This window comes from Streptomyces sp. NPDC101194, from assembly GCF_044767885.1.
GTDB lineage: Bacteria > Actinomycetota > Actinomycetes > Streptomycetales > Streptomycetaceae > Streptomyces.
The window spans coordinates 318,954-333,291 of sequence record NZ_JBIWOS010000006.1 but is presented as its reverse complement, the minus strand read 5'-3'; the positions used below and the strand labels follow the sequence as shown (position 1 = coordinate 333,291).

Sequence of the window (14,338 nt, the reverse complement as noted above, 5' to 3'; positions counted from 1 at the left end):
CCACATGGAGGACGAGGTCGACCGACTGGTCGCTGCATGGCGCCGCGAGCGCCCCGACCTCGACGTGGAACCACTCGAGGTGCTCAGCCGCGTCTCCCGCCTGGCCCGCCATCTGGACCGGGCCCGCCGGATCGCCTTCTCGGAGCACGATCTGGAGCCGTGGGAGTTCGACGTACTGACCTCCCTGCGTCGCGCGGGCGCCCCCTACCAGCTCTCCCCGGGCCAGTTGCTGACCCAGACCCTGGTCACCTCGGGCACCATGACCAACCGCATCGACCGGCTGACCAAGAAGAACCTCGTCGAGCGGCTCCCCGACCCCAGCGACCGCCGCGGCGTGCTCGTCCGGCTCACCGCCGAGGGCCGCGACAAGGCCGACCAGTCGCTGGCCGGACTGCTCGCCCAGGAACGTGCCATCCTGAGCCGGCTCTCCACCCAGCAGCGTGCCGAACTGGCCGGACTGCTCCGCCAGTTGACCGCTCCGTTCGACAACATCCCCGGCTGAGGGCTGTCCCGCAGGGTCTTTCGTTCGGATCAGGGGCGGACCTTCGGATCAGGGGCGGACGGACCCCAGGAGCACCGGTTCCAGGTCGACCGGGCCGACACCCGCGCGCCGGGCCAGCGCGACCGCGGCCAGGGTGGAGTGCACCCCCAGCTTCCCCAGCACGTTCTGCATGTGTGTGCGCACCGTGTGCGGGGAGAGGAAGAGCCGCTCCGCCACCGCCTTGCGGCCCAGGCCCGCCACCATGCAGCGCAGCACCTCGCGCTCGCGCGGGGTCAGCGACTCGACCAGCTGCTCGCTCTCGGTGCGGTGCTTGCGCGCCGCCGTCAGCTCCCGCAGCACGCCCGTGAGCAGGGCCGGGGGCAGATGCGTCTCGTCGCGCAATACCCCCCGGACGACCGTGAGCAGCCGTTGCAGCGAGCAGTCCTTGGCGACCCAGCCCGAGGCCCCGGCCTGCAGCGCCAGCGCGGCGCGGACCGGATCGTCCCTCTCGGCGAGCACCACCGTACGCACGGCGGGCCGGCCCGCACGGACCGCGGCGACCAGCGAGATGCCGTCCACCGGACCGTCCTCCCCGCTGCGGGGGGCCGGGACGGGTGCCCGGCGGCCTCTTGTCGCGGCCAGGATGCCCAGTTCGGCGTCGATCAGCATCACGTCGTAGCCGCGCCCCTCGGCGGCGGCGCGTTCCAGACACCGCAGCGCGGCGGGGCCGCTGCCCGCCGCCGCCACGTCGACGTCCGGCTCGGCCGCGAGCGCGGCTGCGAGCGACTCGGCGAAAATACGGTGGTCGTCCACCACGAGAACCCGGATACGCACCACAGGCACCCCCATGCCACCTCTGTTGCCGGGCCACCCCCGGCCCGCCGAAGGGAGGGAACGGCGCGGGTACGGCCGCCCGGATCGGGGAGTTGGACCGCAGCCCCACGGCCGCCGCCGTGCGTGCCGCTGCCACCCGCCCCGGGCGCCGTACCCGACTGTCTCGTACCCCTGAATCAGCACCGGCCCCCACCGGTGCTGTCCATCAGCGTACGGCCGGGCGGCCGGTGTGGAAGGCGATTCGCAGAACTGGCAGGACCTGCTCCGCCGGGTGTGGTTCGTGTGCCGTCCTGGGACGGGAGTCACCGCCCAGGGCGCCTCAGGCGAGGCGCCGGGCACCCGCCGACGGAACGGCGGGGAAGATCCGCGGTGCCGCGTACCCGGCCGAGGCGAACGCCTCCAGGACGGACTTGGCGACCGTGTCCGCCTGCGCCTCGTCCACCAGCACGATCGCCGAGCCGCCGAAGCCGCCACCGGTCATCCGCGCACCGAGCGCCCCGGCCTCGACCGCCGCCGACACGACGAGATCCAACTCTGCGCAGGAGACGCGCAGATCGTCGCGGAGCGAGGCGTGCCCCGCGTTCAGTACCGGCCCCGCAGCCCGCACCTCGCCCGCGTCGAGCAGTGCGATGACCTGCTCCACCCGCTCGTTGTCGCTGACCACATGGCGCACGTAGCGCACCACGGACTCGTCCGCGCCGGACGCGGTCAGGGTGTCCAGGGCCGCGCCGAGACCCTCGTACGGCAGCTCGCGCAGCGTCCGCAGGCCGAGCGCGGCGGCCCCCGCCTCGCAGCCGGCCCGCCGCTCGGCGTACGCGCCGTCGCCGAGCGCGTGCTTGACCCGGGTGTCGACGACCAGCAGCCGCAGCCCGTCGGCGGCCAGGTCGAAGGGGACCTGGCGCTGGGTGAGGTCGCGGGTGTCGAGGTACAGGGCGTGACCCTCGGTGCAGCAGGCGGAGGCCATCTGGTCCATGACCCCGCACGGAACGCCGACGAACTCGTTCTCGGCGCGCTGGCCGACGACGGCCAGCTCCGCGGCGGAGAGCCCCAGTTCGAAGAGGTCGTTCAGAGCGAGCGCGGTGACGACCTCGAGTGCCGCGGAGGAGGAGAGCCCGGCACCGGTGGGAACGGTGGAGGTCAGCTGGATGTCCGCTCCGGTGACCGGGTGGCCGGCCTCACGCAGCGCCCAGACGACTCCGGCCGGGTACGCGGCCCAGCCGTGCCCCTGGTGCGGGGCCAGTTCGTCGACCCGGAGGTGGACGACACCGCCGGGGACGTCGGTCGAGTGGAGCCGCAGTTCGCCGTCGGTGCGGCGGGCGACGGCGGCCCGCGCGGTGTGCGGCAGCGCGAGCGGCATCACGAAGCCGTCGTTGAAGTCGGTGTACTCGCCGATCAGATTGACCCGGCCGGGTGCCGCCCAGACTCCCTCCGGGGCACCCCCGTACAGCTCGGTGAAGGCTGCGGACAGCGCGGTGACGTCCACGGTCGGCTCACTGTTCTCGGTCATGGGGCGGTGGGCTCCTCTCGGCGGGCGAACGTCCAGGCGTCGGAGACGATTCCGGTCAGGTCCGCGCGCGACGGCGCCCAGCCGAGCCGCTCCCTGGCGGTGGCGGCGGAGGCGACCAGCACCGCGGGGTCGCCGGCGCGGCGCGGGGCCGCGGTCTCGGGGACGGGGTGGCCGGTGACCTCGCGGACGGTCTCGATGACCTCGCGGACCGAGAAGCCGTTGCCGTTGCCGAGGTTGCAGATCAGGTGCTCGCCGGCGGTGGCGGCGTCCAGGGCCAGCAGATGGGCCTCGGCGAGATCGGCGACATGGATGTAGTCGCGGACGCAGGTGCCGTCGGGGGTCGGGTAGTCGTCGCCGTAGACGGAGATCGACTCGCGCTGCCCGAGGGCGACCTGGAGGACCAGCGGGATGAGGTGCGACTCGGGGCTGTGCCGCTCCCCGCAACTGCCGTACGCTCCGGCCACGTTGAAGTAGCGCAGCGAGACCGCGGCCAGTCCGTGCGCGGCCGCCTCACCGGTGATCATGTGGTCGACGGCGAGCTTGGTGGCGCCGTAGGGGTTGGTGGGCGCGGTCGCGTCGGACTCGGTGATGGGGGTGGTGACCGGTTCGCCGTAGGTCGCGGCGGTGGAGGAGAAGACCAGGGTCCGCACCCCGGCGTCCCGCATCGCGGCGAGCAGCGCGACGGAGCCGCCGACGTTGTTCACCCAGTACTTCTCCGGGTCCGCCACGGACTCGCCGACCTGTGAGTACGCGGCGAAGTGCAGCACCCCGTCGAAGGAGGCGTCCAGCCACTTCGCCGCGTCCTGGATGCGGCCCTCGATGAACTCGGCCCCGTCCGGGACGCCCTCCCGGAACCCGGTCGAGAGGTCGTCGAGGACGGTGACCGCGTGACCGGCCTCCAGCAGATGCCGGGCGACCACACTGCCGACGTATCCCGCGCCACCCGTGACCAGGTACTTCTTCTGGGGCTTGCTCACTCGCTCGCTACCTCTCGCAGTCGCTGGGCCGCGGCCTCCGGCGGCACATCGTTGATGAACACGTTCATGCCGGATTCGGAACCCGCGAGGAACTTCAGCTTGCCGGAGGTGCGTCGGATGGTGAAAAGCTCCAGATGGAGCCCGAAGTCCTCCCGTCCGGGGACCCCGAACGGAGCCTGGTGCCAGGCCGAGATGTACGGGGTCGGCGGCTCGCCGGGGCCGAAGATCCGGTCGAATCGCCTCAAGAGTTCCAGATAGACCTGTGGGAATTCCATGCGCGCCGCCTCGTCGAGCTCGCGCAGGTCGGGGACGCGGCGACGGGGGTGCAGATGGACCTCGTACGGCCAGTGCGCCGCGTACGGCACGAAGGCGATCCAGTGCTCGCCGTCGATGACGATCCGTGAGCCGTCCTTCTCCTCGCGGGCCACGACGTCGTCGAAGAGGTTGCGGCCGGTCTCGGCGCGGTGGGCCGCCATCGAGCGGAGCATCAGCTCGGTGCGCGGGGTGACGAAGGGGTACCCGTAGATCTGCCCGTGCGGATGGCCGAGCGTGACGCCGATCTCGGCGCCCCGGTTCTCGAAGCAGAACACCTGCTTGACCTGGTCGAGCTCGGCGAGATCGGCGGTGCGGTCGGTCCATGCCTCCAGGACCAGGGCGGCCCGGTCCTCGGTGAGGTCGGCGAACGACGCGTCGTGGTCGGAGGTGAAGCAGACGACCTCGCAGCGGCCGGAGTCACCGGCGAGCGAGGGGAAGCGGTTCTCGAACACGGCGACGTCGTAGTCCGCGTCGGGGATCTCGCTCATCCGGCCGTCCCGTGAGGGGCAGAGCGGGCACTCGTCGGCCGGCGGGTGGTAGATGCGGCCCTGGCGGTGCGAGGCGATGGCGACGCTGTCGCCGAGGAACGGGTCGCGGCGGATCTCCGACGAGGTGGAGACGGCATCGAGGGGGCGCCGGTCGACGGCATCGCGCACGACGTCGTCACGGCTGTCGTAGTAGAGCAGCTCCCGGCCGTCGGCGAGCGTCGTAACCGTCTTTTTCACCAGGTTCCTCCAAACATAACCAAACACAATGAACCACAACTCAACAGACGCGTCAATGAGTCGACCCCGAACGATGCCCCTGCCCGCTTTCCGGCCCGGGGCCGCATGGCGGAACGGCTTCACCGCGAGCCGGCCTCGGCGGCGGGGCATCTCTTCCCGCCCTCCCGCCGACCGGGGCCGGGCCTTCCGCACCACGAGGGGCGAGAAGCCCGGCCTCACCGAACAGCGGCCGGAGATCCGCAGCAGGTGAACGATCCCGCCCATCCGTGCCCCTGGCAGCCGTAGCCATATGCGGCGATCGGTGCCCTATCGGCCAACTGGAATCATGCTGCGGTCAGTCGTCGACGGCGCCCCGGCGCCGACGTCGTGCAGCTCCGCCACGCGTTTCGTCTCGAACCGGGGCCCCGTCGACGCCTCGCGTCACAACGGCCGTTCGGCCGTGCGCGAGTGGTGTTCGACAACTGCCCGCGGGCCCGGGAACAGGCCCACGAACAGGGCATGCCGTATTCGGCCTCGGGAGACTCGTCCCAGCGGTTCAGGGCCCGACCGGCCGACGGCTGACGCACCGCGCCCGGCAGGGGCCCGACGGCATCATCCGGTGCCGTCGGGCCCCTGTTCGCCGAGCGGCACGGCCCGGTCCAGCAGCCCCGTGCGGGCCGCGAGCGCCGCGGCCTCCAGCCGGGAACCGACGCCCAGCTTCATCAGCACCCGCTGCACATGCGTACGCGCGGTGCTGGACGCGATCCGCATCCCGGCCGCGATCAGCCGGGTGTCCTGGCCCTCGGCGACCCGGACCAGGACCTCGACCTCCCGCGGGGTGAGCAGCCGCAGCAGCCGCTGGCCCTCGTCGTCCGGTGCCGCGGCCGGATTGAGCAGTTCGGCGAAGGCGCCCTGGAGGAGCTGCGGCGCCACCGCGGCCTCTCCGGCACGCGCCTTGACCACCGCCCGTTCGACGCCCTCCATCCGCTCGTCGTGACGGACGTAGCCCGCCGCGCCGGCCGCGAAGGCCGCCGCGATCCCGCGCGGGCTGGGCACCGGCCCGAGCACCACCACGGCCACCTGCGGGCGCTCCCGCCGGATCCGTACGATCGGGTCGAAGGCGCCCGGTTCGGCGGGTGCCGCGGTGCCGAACAGGCAGACCTCCGGGGCCCTGCTGACCACCAGTTCCGCCGCCCCCGTGGTCGGCGCCGCCGCCGCGAGCACCCGGTGGCCCCGCAGCTTCAGCGCCGAGGCGAGCGCCTCGGCGAGCAGTCGGTGATCATCGACCACCATGAGCCGCACGCCCATCGAACACACCCCCCGTAGCACCGGCACCAGGCCCCCGGCCCGTCCTGACCCGGCAAGCTACACGCTTGTTCGACGTTCCGGACCCGTTACCCGGCAGAAGACCCCCGGAGTGTCGGATTATGTGCCATTCAGGGCTGTCCGGCAGGCGAAAAACGATCGGCCCTGCCGGTCGGATGATCGACCGGCAGGGCCGGGGTGCGGGTACCGCGTGAGGATCAGCCGGTGCCGAAGCCCACGGCCAGGTAGTCCTTGCCGCTCAAGGAGCTTCCGGTCGTCTTGCTGATCAACGTCTGGGAGATGAACAGCCGGCCGGCGGAGTAGAGCATCTCGGAGTAGTCCGAGGAGAAGCTGCTCTCGGCGTCGCGGACGGACTTCTCGCCCGGGTTCTCCATCAGCAGGGTCTGCTTGAAGGTGGAGCCGTCGATGGAGACGATCTGCCCGCCCTTGTCGTACGGGGGCGCCTTGTACGCGATGATGTTGCCGCCGTCCATGCGCAGCGGGAACATCGTGTAGCGGTCACCCGCGTCGGCCCGGTCACTGGTCGGCTTGCCGGTGGTGAGGTCGAAGGAGACGATCTCGTTGGTGTCGCCGTACTCGCCGCCGCCCTCGTGGTCCTCGGTCGGCACGTAGATGCGGTTGTTGCCGACGGCCAGCTTCTGGCAGCTCTCCACCTCCGTGGACCGGCAGCGCGCGGCGTACTTCTCGCCGTCCGCCGCGATCCTGGTGAGCAGCTTGCCGGTGGAGGCGTCGATCGAGAAGAAGTCCGAGATGCCGCTGCCGTCACCGGCGGTGTCGTTGACGTCGGCCGCGACGACCAGCGGCTTGGTGGAGACGATGCTCGCGTAGTCGACACCGGGCGGCATCTTGTACGAGGAGAGCGGGGCACCGGTGGTCGGGTTCAGTGCCTGGACGACCAGCTGCGGGTCGTCGTACGTGCCGCACTTGCGGACGACGGCGAGCGCCTCGCCACCGGCGTAACCCATGTCGTAGCAGCCGTCGGTGGCGACCTTGGGCTTCCAGCGCTCGGCGCCGGTGGCGAGGTCGAACGCCGCGCCGCCCTCGGTTCCGGCCGCGGCGACCGTGGTGCCGCTGAGCGTGATCCCGTCGAACCTGACCGGCGCGTCACCACTGCTGGCGGCGGTCACCGACTTGCTCCACATCAGCTTGCCGGTGTTCAGGTCGATCACGCCGACCTGGTTGCACGGCTGGTACTTCTTGTCCTTGGTCGGTTTGCCCTCCTCGAAGAGGACGGCCGTCTTGAAGTCCTTGGACATGTGCCGGGAGGCGGCGCAGAGCTGGCCCGTCAGCGGGACGGACCACAGCTTGGTGCCCTTGGTCATGTCGTAGCCGACTATCTCGTCCAGGCCCGTCTTCACATACGCCTTGTCGGTGAGCCACGAACCGTTGACCTTGGTGACGTCGGTGACCTTCGGCTTCGGCAGCTGGAAGGTGACCCTGGACTTGGGGTCCGCCGGTGCCTTCTCCGTGCCGCCGCCGCCGATGGTGCCGCCCTGTCCGCCGTCCTTGCCCTCGGAGGCGCCGCCGCTGGACTGGGACGCCTCGTCCTTCTTGCCGTCGTCACCGCCGCTGGAGGCGAACCAGATGCCCCCGGCGGCTATCAGAACCACGGCGACGGAGGCGGCGACGATGATCTGCATCCGGGTGGTGAACTTCTTGCCCCCGTTGCCGTTCCCGTTCTGGAGCGGCGGGTACTGCTGCTGCATCGGGGCGGTCGTGTAGCCGTAGCCCTGCTGCGGCGGCTGACCGGGCGGCATTCCCTGCGGGAAGCCGTAGCCCTGCTGCGGCTGGCCGGGCACCGGCGCCTGCGGGTAACCGTAACCGGGCTGCGGCGGCCGGCCCTGCGGATAGCCGTAGCCCGGTGGCTGGGCCTGCGGGTAGCCGTAGCCCGGCTGCGGGCCCTGCGGGTAGCCGTAACCGGGGACCGGCTGCTGCGGCGGGCCCGCGGGGGGCGGGGTGTCTGCGGGCTGCGGGGTCTGTGGGGCACCGAACCCGCCCGGCGGCGGGGTGGCCGGCTGCTTGCCGAACGGGTCGGCGGGCGGCGGGGTCGGCGCGCCGAACCCGCCCGGCGGCGGGTCCTGCGGGGCGCCGAACCCGCCCGGCGGCGGGTCCTGCGGGGCGCCGAACCCGCCCGGTGGGGGGTCCTGGGGGGCGCCGAACCCGCCCTGGGGCGGCTCGTTGGACGGCTGGGGCGGCTGCGTCATGGCGTACGTACCTCTGGGGAAAGGGAGTCGGTGGGTCGGGAGCGGCAGTGGTCGGGGGTCTTGTGACCACTGCCGGTCGTGAGCCGTCGGGCGCCGAGGGGCGGGTGCCGTCGAAGGCCTTCGTGAGCCGTCAGTTGCCGAAGGCCATCATGGTCTTCGTCTCCAGCTCTTCCTTGTCGTTCCGCGCGCTGACCCGTCCGCTCAGGATGAAGGAACGGCCGTCCGCGTAGGCGATCTTGGTGTTGTAGAAGGAGTTCTCGATCCCGGACGTCGACACGGGGTGCTTCAGCAGCATCTGGACCGAGCCACCGGTCGGGGCGAGGGTGGCGATCGCGCCGCCCTTGTTGTATCCGGCCTTCACGTAGAGCAGTACGTTGCCGCCCTCCATGCGCAGCGGCTCCACCACGCGCCCGGCCGGCGCCGCGGCCTTCCACTTGGACCGACCGGTGTTCAGATCGAACGCCACGACCTTGTTCGTGTCGGTGATACCGCCGGAGTCCGGCGCGGTCGACATGTAGAAGGTGTTGGCGTCGGCGGCGACACCGGTGCAACCCTCCAGGGACTTGCCGAAGATGGCGAAGGCGTTGCCGCAGTTCGGTGCGAACTTTTCGCCCTTGTCGCTGACGACGCCGGACCGGAACGAGCCGTTCTCCTTGAGCGCGAGGACGCTCCACGACTTGTCCTTCTTCAGCGAGACCACCAGCGGGCTCACCGAGTAGACCCGGTCGATCTCCCATCCGCGCTTGATCCGGTACGTCCACCGGGGCTTCCCCGTCACCGGGTCGAGCTCCTGGATCTGATGCTGGGGATTGTTGACGTCGTCGGTGCGGCAGTTGGATGCGGCGATCAGCTTGGGTCCGCCCGCGAAGGCGAACGGCTGGCAATTGCCCGGCTGGTTGCCGAACAGTTCCTTGCCGTCGCTGACCCGGTAGCCGTTGGAGTTGCCGGTGCGCCCGACCGCCACGGTGTCGCCGCTGATGGTGAGCGAGATGTCCGACAGCATGTCCCAGATGCCGTTCTTCTTGATCGACTTCTTCCAGCCGGCCTTGCCGGTGTTGAGGTCGATCATCTGGAGGTCCGCGCAGTCCGCCTTGTCGGTGGTGCCGTTCTCGACCCCGATGACGACCTTTCCGTCGGTGGTGGGCTGCGAGGGCGCCGCACACAGGTCGGCCGGCAGATTCAGTTTCCACTTCAGCTTGCCGTCGGCCACCGAGTAGCCCGCGACGGTGCGGTACATGCCCTTGACGATCGTGTCGCCGACCACCCAGGGTCCGTAGACGTCCGAACCGTTGCGCGGCAGATCGACATCGTTCTTCTGCAGCCAGAGAACCTTCGCCTCGCCCTTCTTGCGCCCGGCGTTGAGGTCGTCGTCGGTCTGGCGGCCGTCGCCGCCGGCCTCGTCGACGGAGGGTGAGCCGCTCGGCTTGGCGTCGCCGCTCTCCTGCGCGACGGGCTTCTTGTCGTCGCCGCCCCCGTTCACCGCGAGGAAGACGCCGCCGCCTGCCACCAGGAGCGCGGCGGCAGCGGCGCCGATCACCAGCGCGGGCTTGCGCTTGAAGAGGTTGCCACCGCCCGGACCACCGGGGCCGCCGGGACCGCCGGGGGCCGGTACGCCGGGGTACTGCTGCTGCGGGTAGCCGTAACCGGGCTGCGTCGGCTGACCGTACGGGCCGGGCTGCTGGGAGTAGGGATTCGGCTGCTGGGCATAGGGGTTCGACTGCTGGGCATAGGGGCCGGGCTGCTGACCGTACGGACCGGGCTGCGGCCCCGGCTGCTGGGGGTAGCCGTAACCGGGGGCCTGGCCCGGCGCCTGACCGGGCGTCTGCGGGTGACCGTAACCGGGCTGGGCGGGCGGCGGGGTCTGCGGCGCCGGCGGGGTCTGCGGCGGGCCCTGGGGCGGCTGAGGACTTCCCGACGGCGGCTCCTGCGGCGCGCCGAAGCCTCCCTGCGGCGGTTGCTGGCTGGGCGGCTGGGTCATCAGCACGTCCCCCTTCGTGCGGTCCGGTGCCCGTTCCGGTCTCCCCCGCGATTCCGCAGGGCTCGAAGGGGTCCGACAAGACACCTGAACTCCGCGGAAAGGAGCGAATCGGGCATGGATCCCGCAGTGTTACGACAGTCGAGCGGGGCTTCTTTGTACCACCCGCAACACTCCGCCCACCGGGCCGGTCCATCCCCTGTTCCCAAGGGAGAACCGGCCTGTGATGCCGCCGTTACGCCTCGGACCGTCAGTTGCCGAAGCCCACTATCGACTTCATCGACTTCTCCGCCTCGTCGTCGATCCCGCTGATCCTCGCCTGCACGAGGAAACTGCGCCCGTTCGCATAGGCAACCCGGGAAAGGGAGAAGCCCCTCTCGACCGCGGAGGCCGCCGCCGGGTGCCGCAGCACCATCTGCGGCGTGCCGCCCGTGGGCGGGAGGGACGCGATACCGCCGCCCTTGTTCTTCCCCGCCGCCACATACAGCAGCAGCCTGCCGCCCTCCACCCGCATCGGCATCATGGTCCGACCGGCCGGCGCCGCGGCCTTCCACTTGGTCCGACCGGTGTTCAGGTCGAAGGCCACGACCTTGTTGGTGGGGCGGCGATCCGCCGGGTCGGGCTTCGTCGCCAGGTAGACCGTCCGGTCGTCGGCCGCCACGCCGAGGCAGTTGTCGAGACTCATGCCGTCGGTGAGGAGGTCCTCGTCGCACTCCGTCACGTAGTCCTCGGTGCCACCGACCAGTTGGGAACGGTAGGTGCCGTTCTCGTTGAGCACGGCGATGGCCCACTTGTCGTCCTGCTTCAGCGAGACGACCGGCGGGCTCGCCGAGTAGAACTGCGCGACCTGCCAGCCCTTCTTGACCTTGTACGTCCACCGGACCTTGCCGGTGACCGGATCGATCCGCTGCACCTGCTGTTCCTTGTGGTCGTCGGCCGCCGTCTGACAGCTGGTGGCGGCGATCCCCTCGGGACCGCTCGCGAAGCCGAACGGCTGGCAGTTTCCCGGCAGTTCGCCCCAGAGCACCTTGCCGTCGCTGACCCGGAAGGCATCCGTCCTGCTGGTGCGTCCCACGGTCACGGTGTCGCCGTTGATCGCCATCGCGACGTGGGAGAGCGCGTCCCAGACGCTCTGACGCCTGTAGGTCCTGTGCCAGCCGGCCTTGCCGGTCCTGAGGTCGACCATCTGGAGCGCGTCGCAGGACGCCCGATCCCCGTTGCCGGACTTGATCCCGAGGACGATCTTGCCGTCGGCGGTGGCCTGCGAGGGCGCCGCGCACGGTTCCGACGGCATACGAAGGCTCCACTTCTGGTGGCCGTCGGTGACCGAGTATCCGGAGAGCGTGTGGAACATGGCCTTGACGACGGTGTCGCCGACGATCCAGGGGCCGTACACGTCCGAGCCGTTGCGCGGCAGGTCGACGCCACCCTCCTGGAGCCAGAGAACCTTCGCCTCGCCCGGCCCGCGCTTGGCGTTGAGCGCGTCGGCCTCCGCACGGAGGTCACGCACGGTCGGACTCGGCTCCACGGTCCTGCCGCCGCCCCGGTCGCCGGTGGGGCCCGGGGCGGGATCGGTGCTCGCCTTCGTCGTGGGCTTCGACTCGTCGCCGCCCCTCCCGACGAACCAGATGCCACCGCCGGCCAGCAGCACCACCGCGAGCACGCCACCGATGACCGCCCCGCGCCGCCCCCGGAAGAACCCTCCACCGCCGGGCTCCGGCTGTGGCTGCGGGCCGAATCCGGACTGCGGCTGCGGCGGATGGCCGTAGGAGCCGGGCTGTGTGGGGGCGTTGTACGGTCCCGGCTGCGTGGGAACGCCGTACGGACCGGGCTGCGGCACGCCGTACGGACCCGGCTGCGTGGGCGCGTTGTACGGGCCCGCGGTCTGACCGGGGGCGCCGTACGGACCCGGCTGACCGGGCGCGCCGTACGGGCCCGGGGCCTGGCCGGGCGGCGGCGGTGGCGGTGGCGGCGGCGCGGAGCCGTACCCGGGCGATGACGGGGGAGGCTGAACCGGCGGCGGATCGTACGGAGCCCCGAAGCCTCCCTGCGGCGGTTGCTGGCCGGGCGGCTGGGTCATCAGCACGTCCCCCTTCGTGCGGACCGGTCCGGCATCTGTACCTGAGCCGGGCGAGCTTTCTTTCTATCACCCGCCCCACAGGCCACACCGGTCACAGGGAAAGCGCCTCAGCGATCAGGCGTCCTCGGCCAGTTCCAGCCAGCGCATCTCCAACTCGTCGCGTTCCGAGACCAGTTCACGCAGCTCCGCGTCCAGCTTCGCCACCTTCTCGAAGTCCGTGGCGTGCTCAGCGATCTGTGCGTGCAGCGTGGTCTCCCGGGTCGAGATCTTGTCGAGCTGCCGTTCCACCTTCTGGAGTTCCTTCTTCGCCGCGCGCGCGGCCTGCGGGGAGACGGCCGCGGCCGGCGCGGCCGTCTCCTTGGCCGCCGCGGGTGCGGCCGAGGGGGTCGCCGCCTCCTCCATCCGCTGCCTGCGCTCCAGGTACTCGTCGATCCCGCGCGGCAGCATCCGCAGCGCGCGGTCGCCGAGCAGCGCCATCACCCGGTCGGTGGTCCGCTCGATGAAGAACCGGTCGTGGGAGATCACGATCATCGATCCGGGCCAGCCGTCGAGGAGGTCCTCCAGCTGGGTCAGGGTCTCGATGTCGAGGTCGTTGGTGGGCTCGTCGAGGAAGAGGACGTTCGGCTCGTCCATCAGCAGGCGCAGGATCTGGAGCCTGCGCCGCTCACCGCCGGAGAGGTCGCCCACCGGGGTCCACTGCTTCTCCTTCGAGAAGCCGAACTGCTCGCAGAGCTGCCCCGCGGTCATCTCCCGGCCCTTGCCCAGGTCGACCCGGTCCCGTACCTGCTGGACCGCTTCCAGCACCCGCAGGTTCGGGTCGAGTTCGTGGACCTCCTGGGAGAGGTAGGCCAGCTTGACCGTCTTGCCGACGACGATGTTCCCGGCGGCGGGCTGCGCCTCGCCCTGGGTACGAGCCGCCTCGGCGAGGGCCCGCAGCAGGGAGGTCTTGCCCGCGCCGTTGACCCCGACCAGACCGATCCGGTCACCGGGGCCGAGCTGCCAGGTGAGGTGGGTGAGCAGCGTCTTGGGACCCGCCTGGACGGTCACGTCCTCCAGGTCGAAGACGGTCTTGCCGAGCCGCGCGTTGGCGAACTTCATCAGCTCGCTGGTGTCGCGCGGCGGCGGCACGTCGGCGATCAGTTCGTTGGCCGCCTCGATGCGGTAGCGCGGCTTGGAGGTACGGGCGGGGGCGCCGCGGCGCAGCCAGGCCAGCTCCTTGCGCATCAGGTTCTGCCGCTTGGCCTCCTCGGTCGCGGCGATCCGCTCCCGCTCGGCCCGTGCGAAGACGTAGTCGCTGTAACCGCCCTCGTACTCGTGGACCGTGCCGCGCTGGACGTCCCACATGCGCGTGCAGACCTGGTCGAGGAACCAGCGGTCGTGGGTGACGCAGACGAGCGCCGAGCGGCGTGCCCGCAGATGCCCGGCCAGCCAGGAGATGCCCTCGACGTCGAGGTGGTTGGTCGGCTCGTCGAGGACGATCAGGTCCTGCTCGGCGATGAGCAGCTTGGCCAGCGCGATCCGGCGCCGCTCGCCGCCGGACAGCGGCGCGATGACGGTGTCCAGGCCGTGCTCGAAGCCCGGCAGGGCCAGTCCGCCGAAGAGTCCGGTGAGCACGTCGCGGATCTTGGCGCTGCCCGCCCACTCGTGGTCGGCGAGGTCGCCGATCACCTCGTGGCGGATGGTCGCCTCCGGGTCCAGCGAGTCGTGCTGCGTGAGCACGCCGAGGCGCAGCCCGCCGCTGTGGGTGACCCGGCCGCTGTCCGCCTCCTCCAGCCTGGCGAGCATCCGGATGAGGGTCGTCTTGCCGTCGCCGTTGCGGCCCACGACACCGATCCGGTCCCCCTCGGACACCCCGAGGGACACACCGTCGAGCAGGGCACGGGTGCCGTACACCTTGCTGACCTGCTCGACATTGATCAGATTGACGGCCATTTC

General features: G+C 71.2%; 10 protein-coding genes. 1 reads left to right on the top strand and 9 read right to left on the bottom strand.

Annotated elements, in window-relative coordinates; all coding sequences use genetic code 11:
• Window positions 1-4: 4 nt before the first annotated feature.
• Window positions 5-502, top strand: coding sequence for a MarR family winged helix-turn-helix transcriptional regulator (locus ACIRP2_RS24035; RefSeq protein ID WP_404253479.1), 498 nt, complete (start codon window positions 5-7; stop codon window positions 500-502).
• Between the two features lie 48 nt (window positions 503-550).
• On the opposite strand, the gene ACIRP2_RS24030 is transcribed toward ACIRP2_RS24035, so the two are convergent.
• From ACIRP2_RS24030 to ACIRP2_RS23990, 9 genes are all read right to left on the bottom strand, one after another.
• Entirely contained in the window at window positions 551-1,318 is a 768-nt protein-coding gene (locus tag ACIRP2_RS24030; protein WP_404253751.1) for a LuxR C-terminal-related transcriptional regulator, read from the bottom strand.
• Window positions 1,319-1,634: 316 nt separating this feature from the next.
• The gene (gene galK / locus ACIRP2_RS24025) at window positions 1,635-2,822 is read right to left on the bottom strand and encodes a galactokinase (RefSeq protein ID WP_404253477.1); all 1,188 of its coding nucleotides are present in this window, start codon (window positions 2,820-2,822) and stop codon (window positions 1,635-1,637) included.
• Complete coding sequence (gene galE / locus ACIRP2_RS24020; protein WP_404253475.1) at window positions 2,819-3,799, bottom strand: UDP-glucose 4-epimerase GalE; 981 nt, start codon at window positions 3,797-3,799, stop codon at window positions 2,819-2,821. Before galE ends, galK begins: the two co-directional genes overlap by 4 nt.
• Window positions 3,796-4,839 (bottom strand): galactose-1-phosphate uridylyltransferase, encoded by a 1,044-nt coding sequence (gene galT / locus ACIRP2_RS24015; protein WP_404253473.1) that lies wholly within the window; start codon window positions 4,837-4,839, stop codon window positions 3,796-3,798. The genes galE and galT overlap by 4 nt, the downstream gene beginning before the upstream one ends.
• A 591-nt stretch (window positions 4,840-5,430) precedes the next feature.
• Window positions 5,431-6,126: a LuxR C-terminal-related transcriptional regulator gene (locus ACIRP2_RS24010; protein ID WP_404253471.1), complete on the bottom strand. Its 696-nt coding sequence runs from the start codon at window positions 6,124-6,126 to the stop codon at window positions 5,431-5,433.
• 215 nt (window positions 6,127-6,341) lie between these two features.
• Window positions 6,342-8,348, bottom strand: a complete 2,007-nt coding sequence (locus ACIRP2_RS24005; RefSeq protein WP_404253469.1) for a PQQ-binding-like beta-propeller repeat protein — start codon at window positions 8,346-8,348, stop codon at window positions 6,342-6,344.
• A 130-nt stretch (window positions 8,349-8,478) separates the two neighbouring features.
• Complete coding sequence (locus ACIRP2_RS24000; RefSeq protein WP_404253467.1) at window positions 8,479-10,326, bottom strand: PQQ-binding-like beta-propeller repeat protein; 1,848 nt, start codon at window positions 10,324-10,326, stop codon at window positions 8,479-8,481.
• A 247-nt stretch (window positions 10,327-10,573) separates the two neighbouring features.
• Window positions 10,574-12,403: a PQQ-binding-like beta-propeller repeat protein gene (locus ACIRP2_RS23995; RefSeq protein ID WP_404253465.1), complete on the bottom strand. Its 1,830-nt coding sequence runs from the start codon at window positions 12,401-12,403 to the stop codon at window positions 10,574-10,576.
• A gap of 114 nt (window positions 12,404-12,517) precedes the next feature.
• Window positions 12,518-14,335, bottom strand: a complete 1,818-nt coding sequence (locus tag ACIRP2_RS23990; protein ID WP_404253463.1) for an ABC-F family ATP-binding cassette domain-containing protein — start codon at window positions 14,333-14,335, stop codon at window positions 12,518-12,520.
• Between the last annotated feature and the right edge of the window lie 3 nt (window positions 14,336-14,338).

Excerpts from the sequence above, each read along its gene's own strand:
- ACIRP2_RS24005 (WP_404253469.1), bottom strand. The coding sequence starts at position 8,348 with ATGACGCAGCCGCCCCAGCCGTCCAACGAGCCGCCCCAGGGCGGGTTC.
- ACIRP2_RS24035 (WP_404253479.1), top strand. The coding sequence starts at position 5 with ATGGAGGACGAGGTCGACCGACTGGTCGCTGCATGGCGCCGCGAGCGC.
- ACIRP2_RS24010 (WP_404253471.1), bottom strand. The coding sequence starts at position 6,126 with ATGGGCGTGCGGCTCATGGTGGTCGATGATCACCGACTGCTCGCCGAG.
- galK (WP_404253477.1), bottom strand. The coding sequence starts at position 2,822 with ATGACCGAGAACAGTGAGCCGACCGTGGACGTCACCGCGCTGTCCGCA.
- ACIRP2_RS23990 (WP_404253463.1), bottom strand. The coding sequence starts at position 14,335 with ATGGCCGTCAATCTGATCAATGTCGAGCAGGTCAGCAAGGTGTACGGC.
- ACIRP2_RS24000 (WP_404253467.1), bottom strand. The coding sequence starts at position 10,326 with ATGACCCAGCCGCCCAGCCAGCAACCGCCGCAGGGAGGCTTCGGCGCG.
- ACIRP2_RS23995 (WP_404253465.1), bottom strand. The coding sequence starts at position 12,403 with ATGACCCAGCCGCCCGGCCAGCAACCGCCGCAGGGAGGCTTCGGGGCT.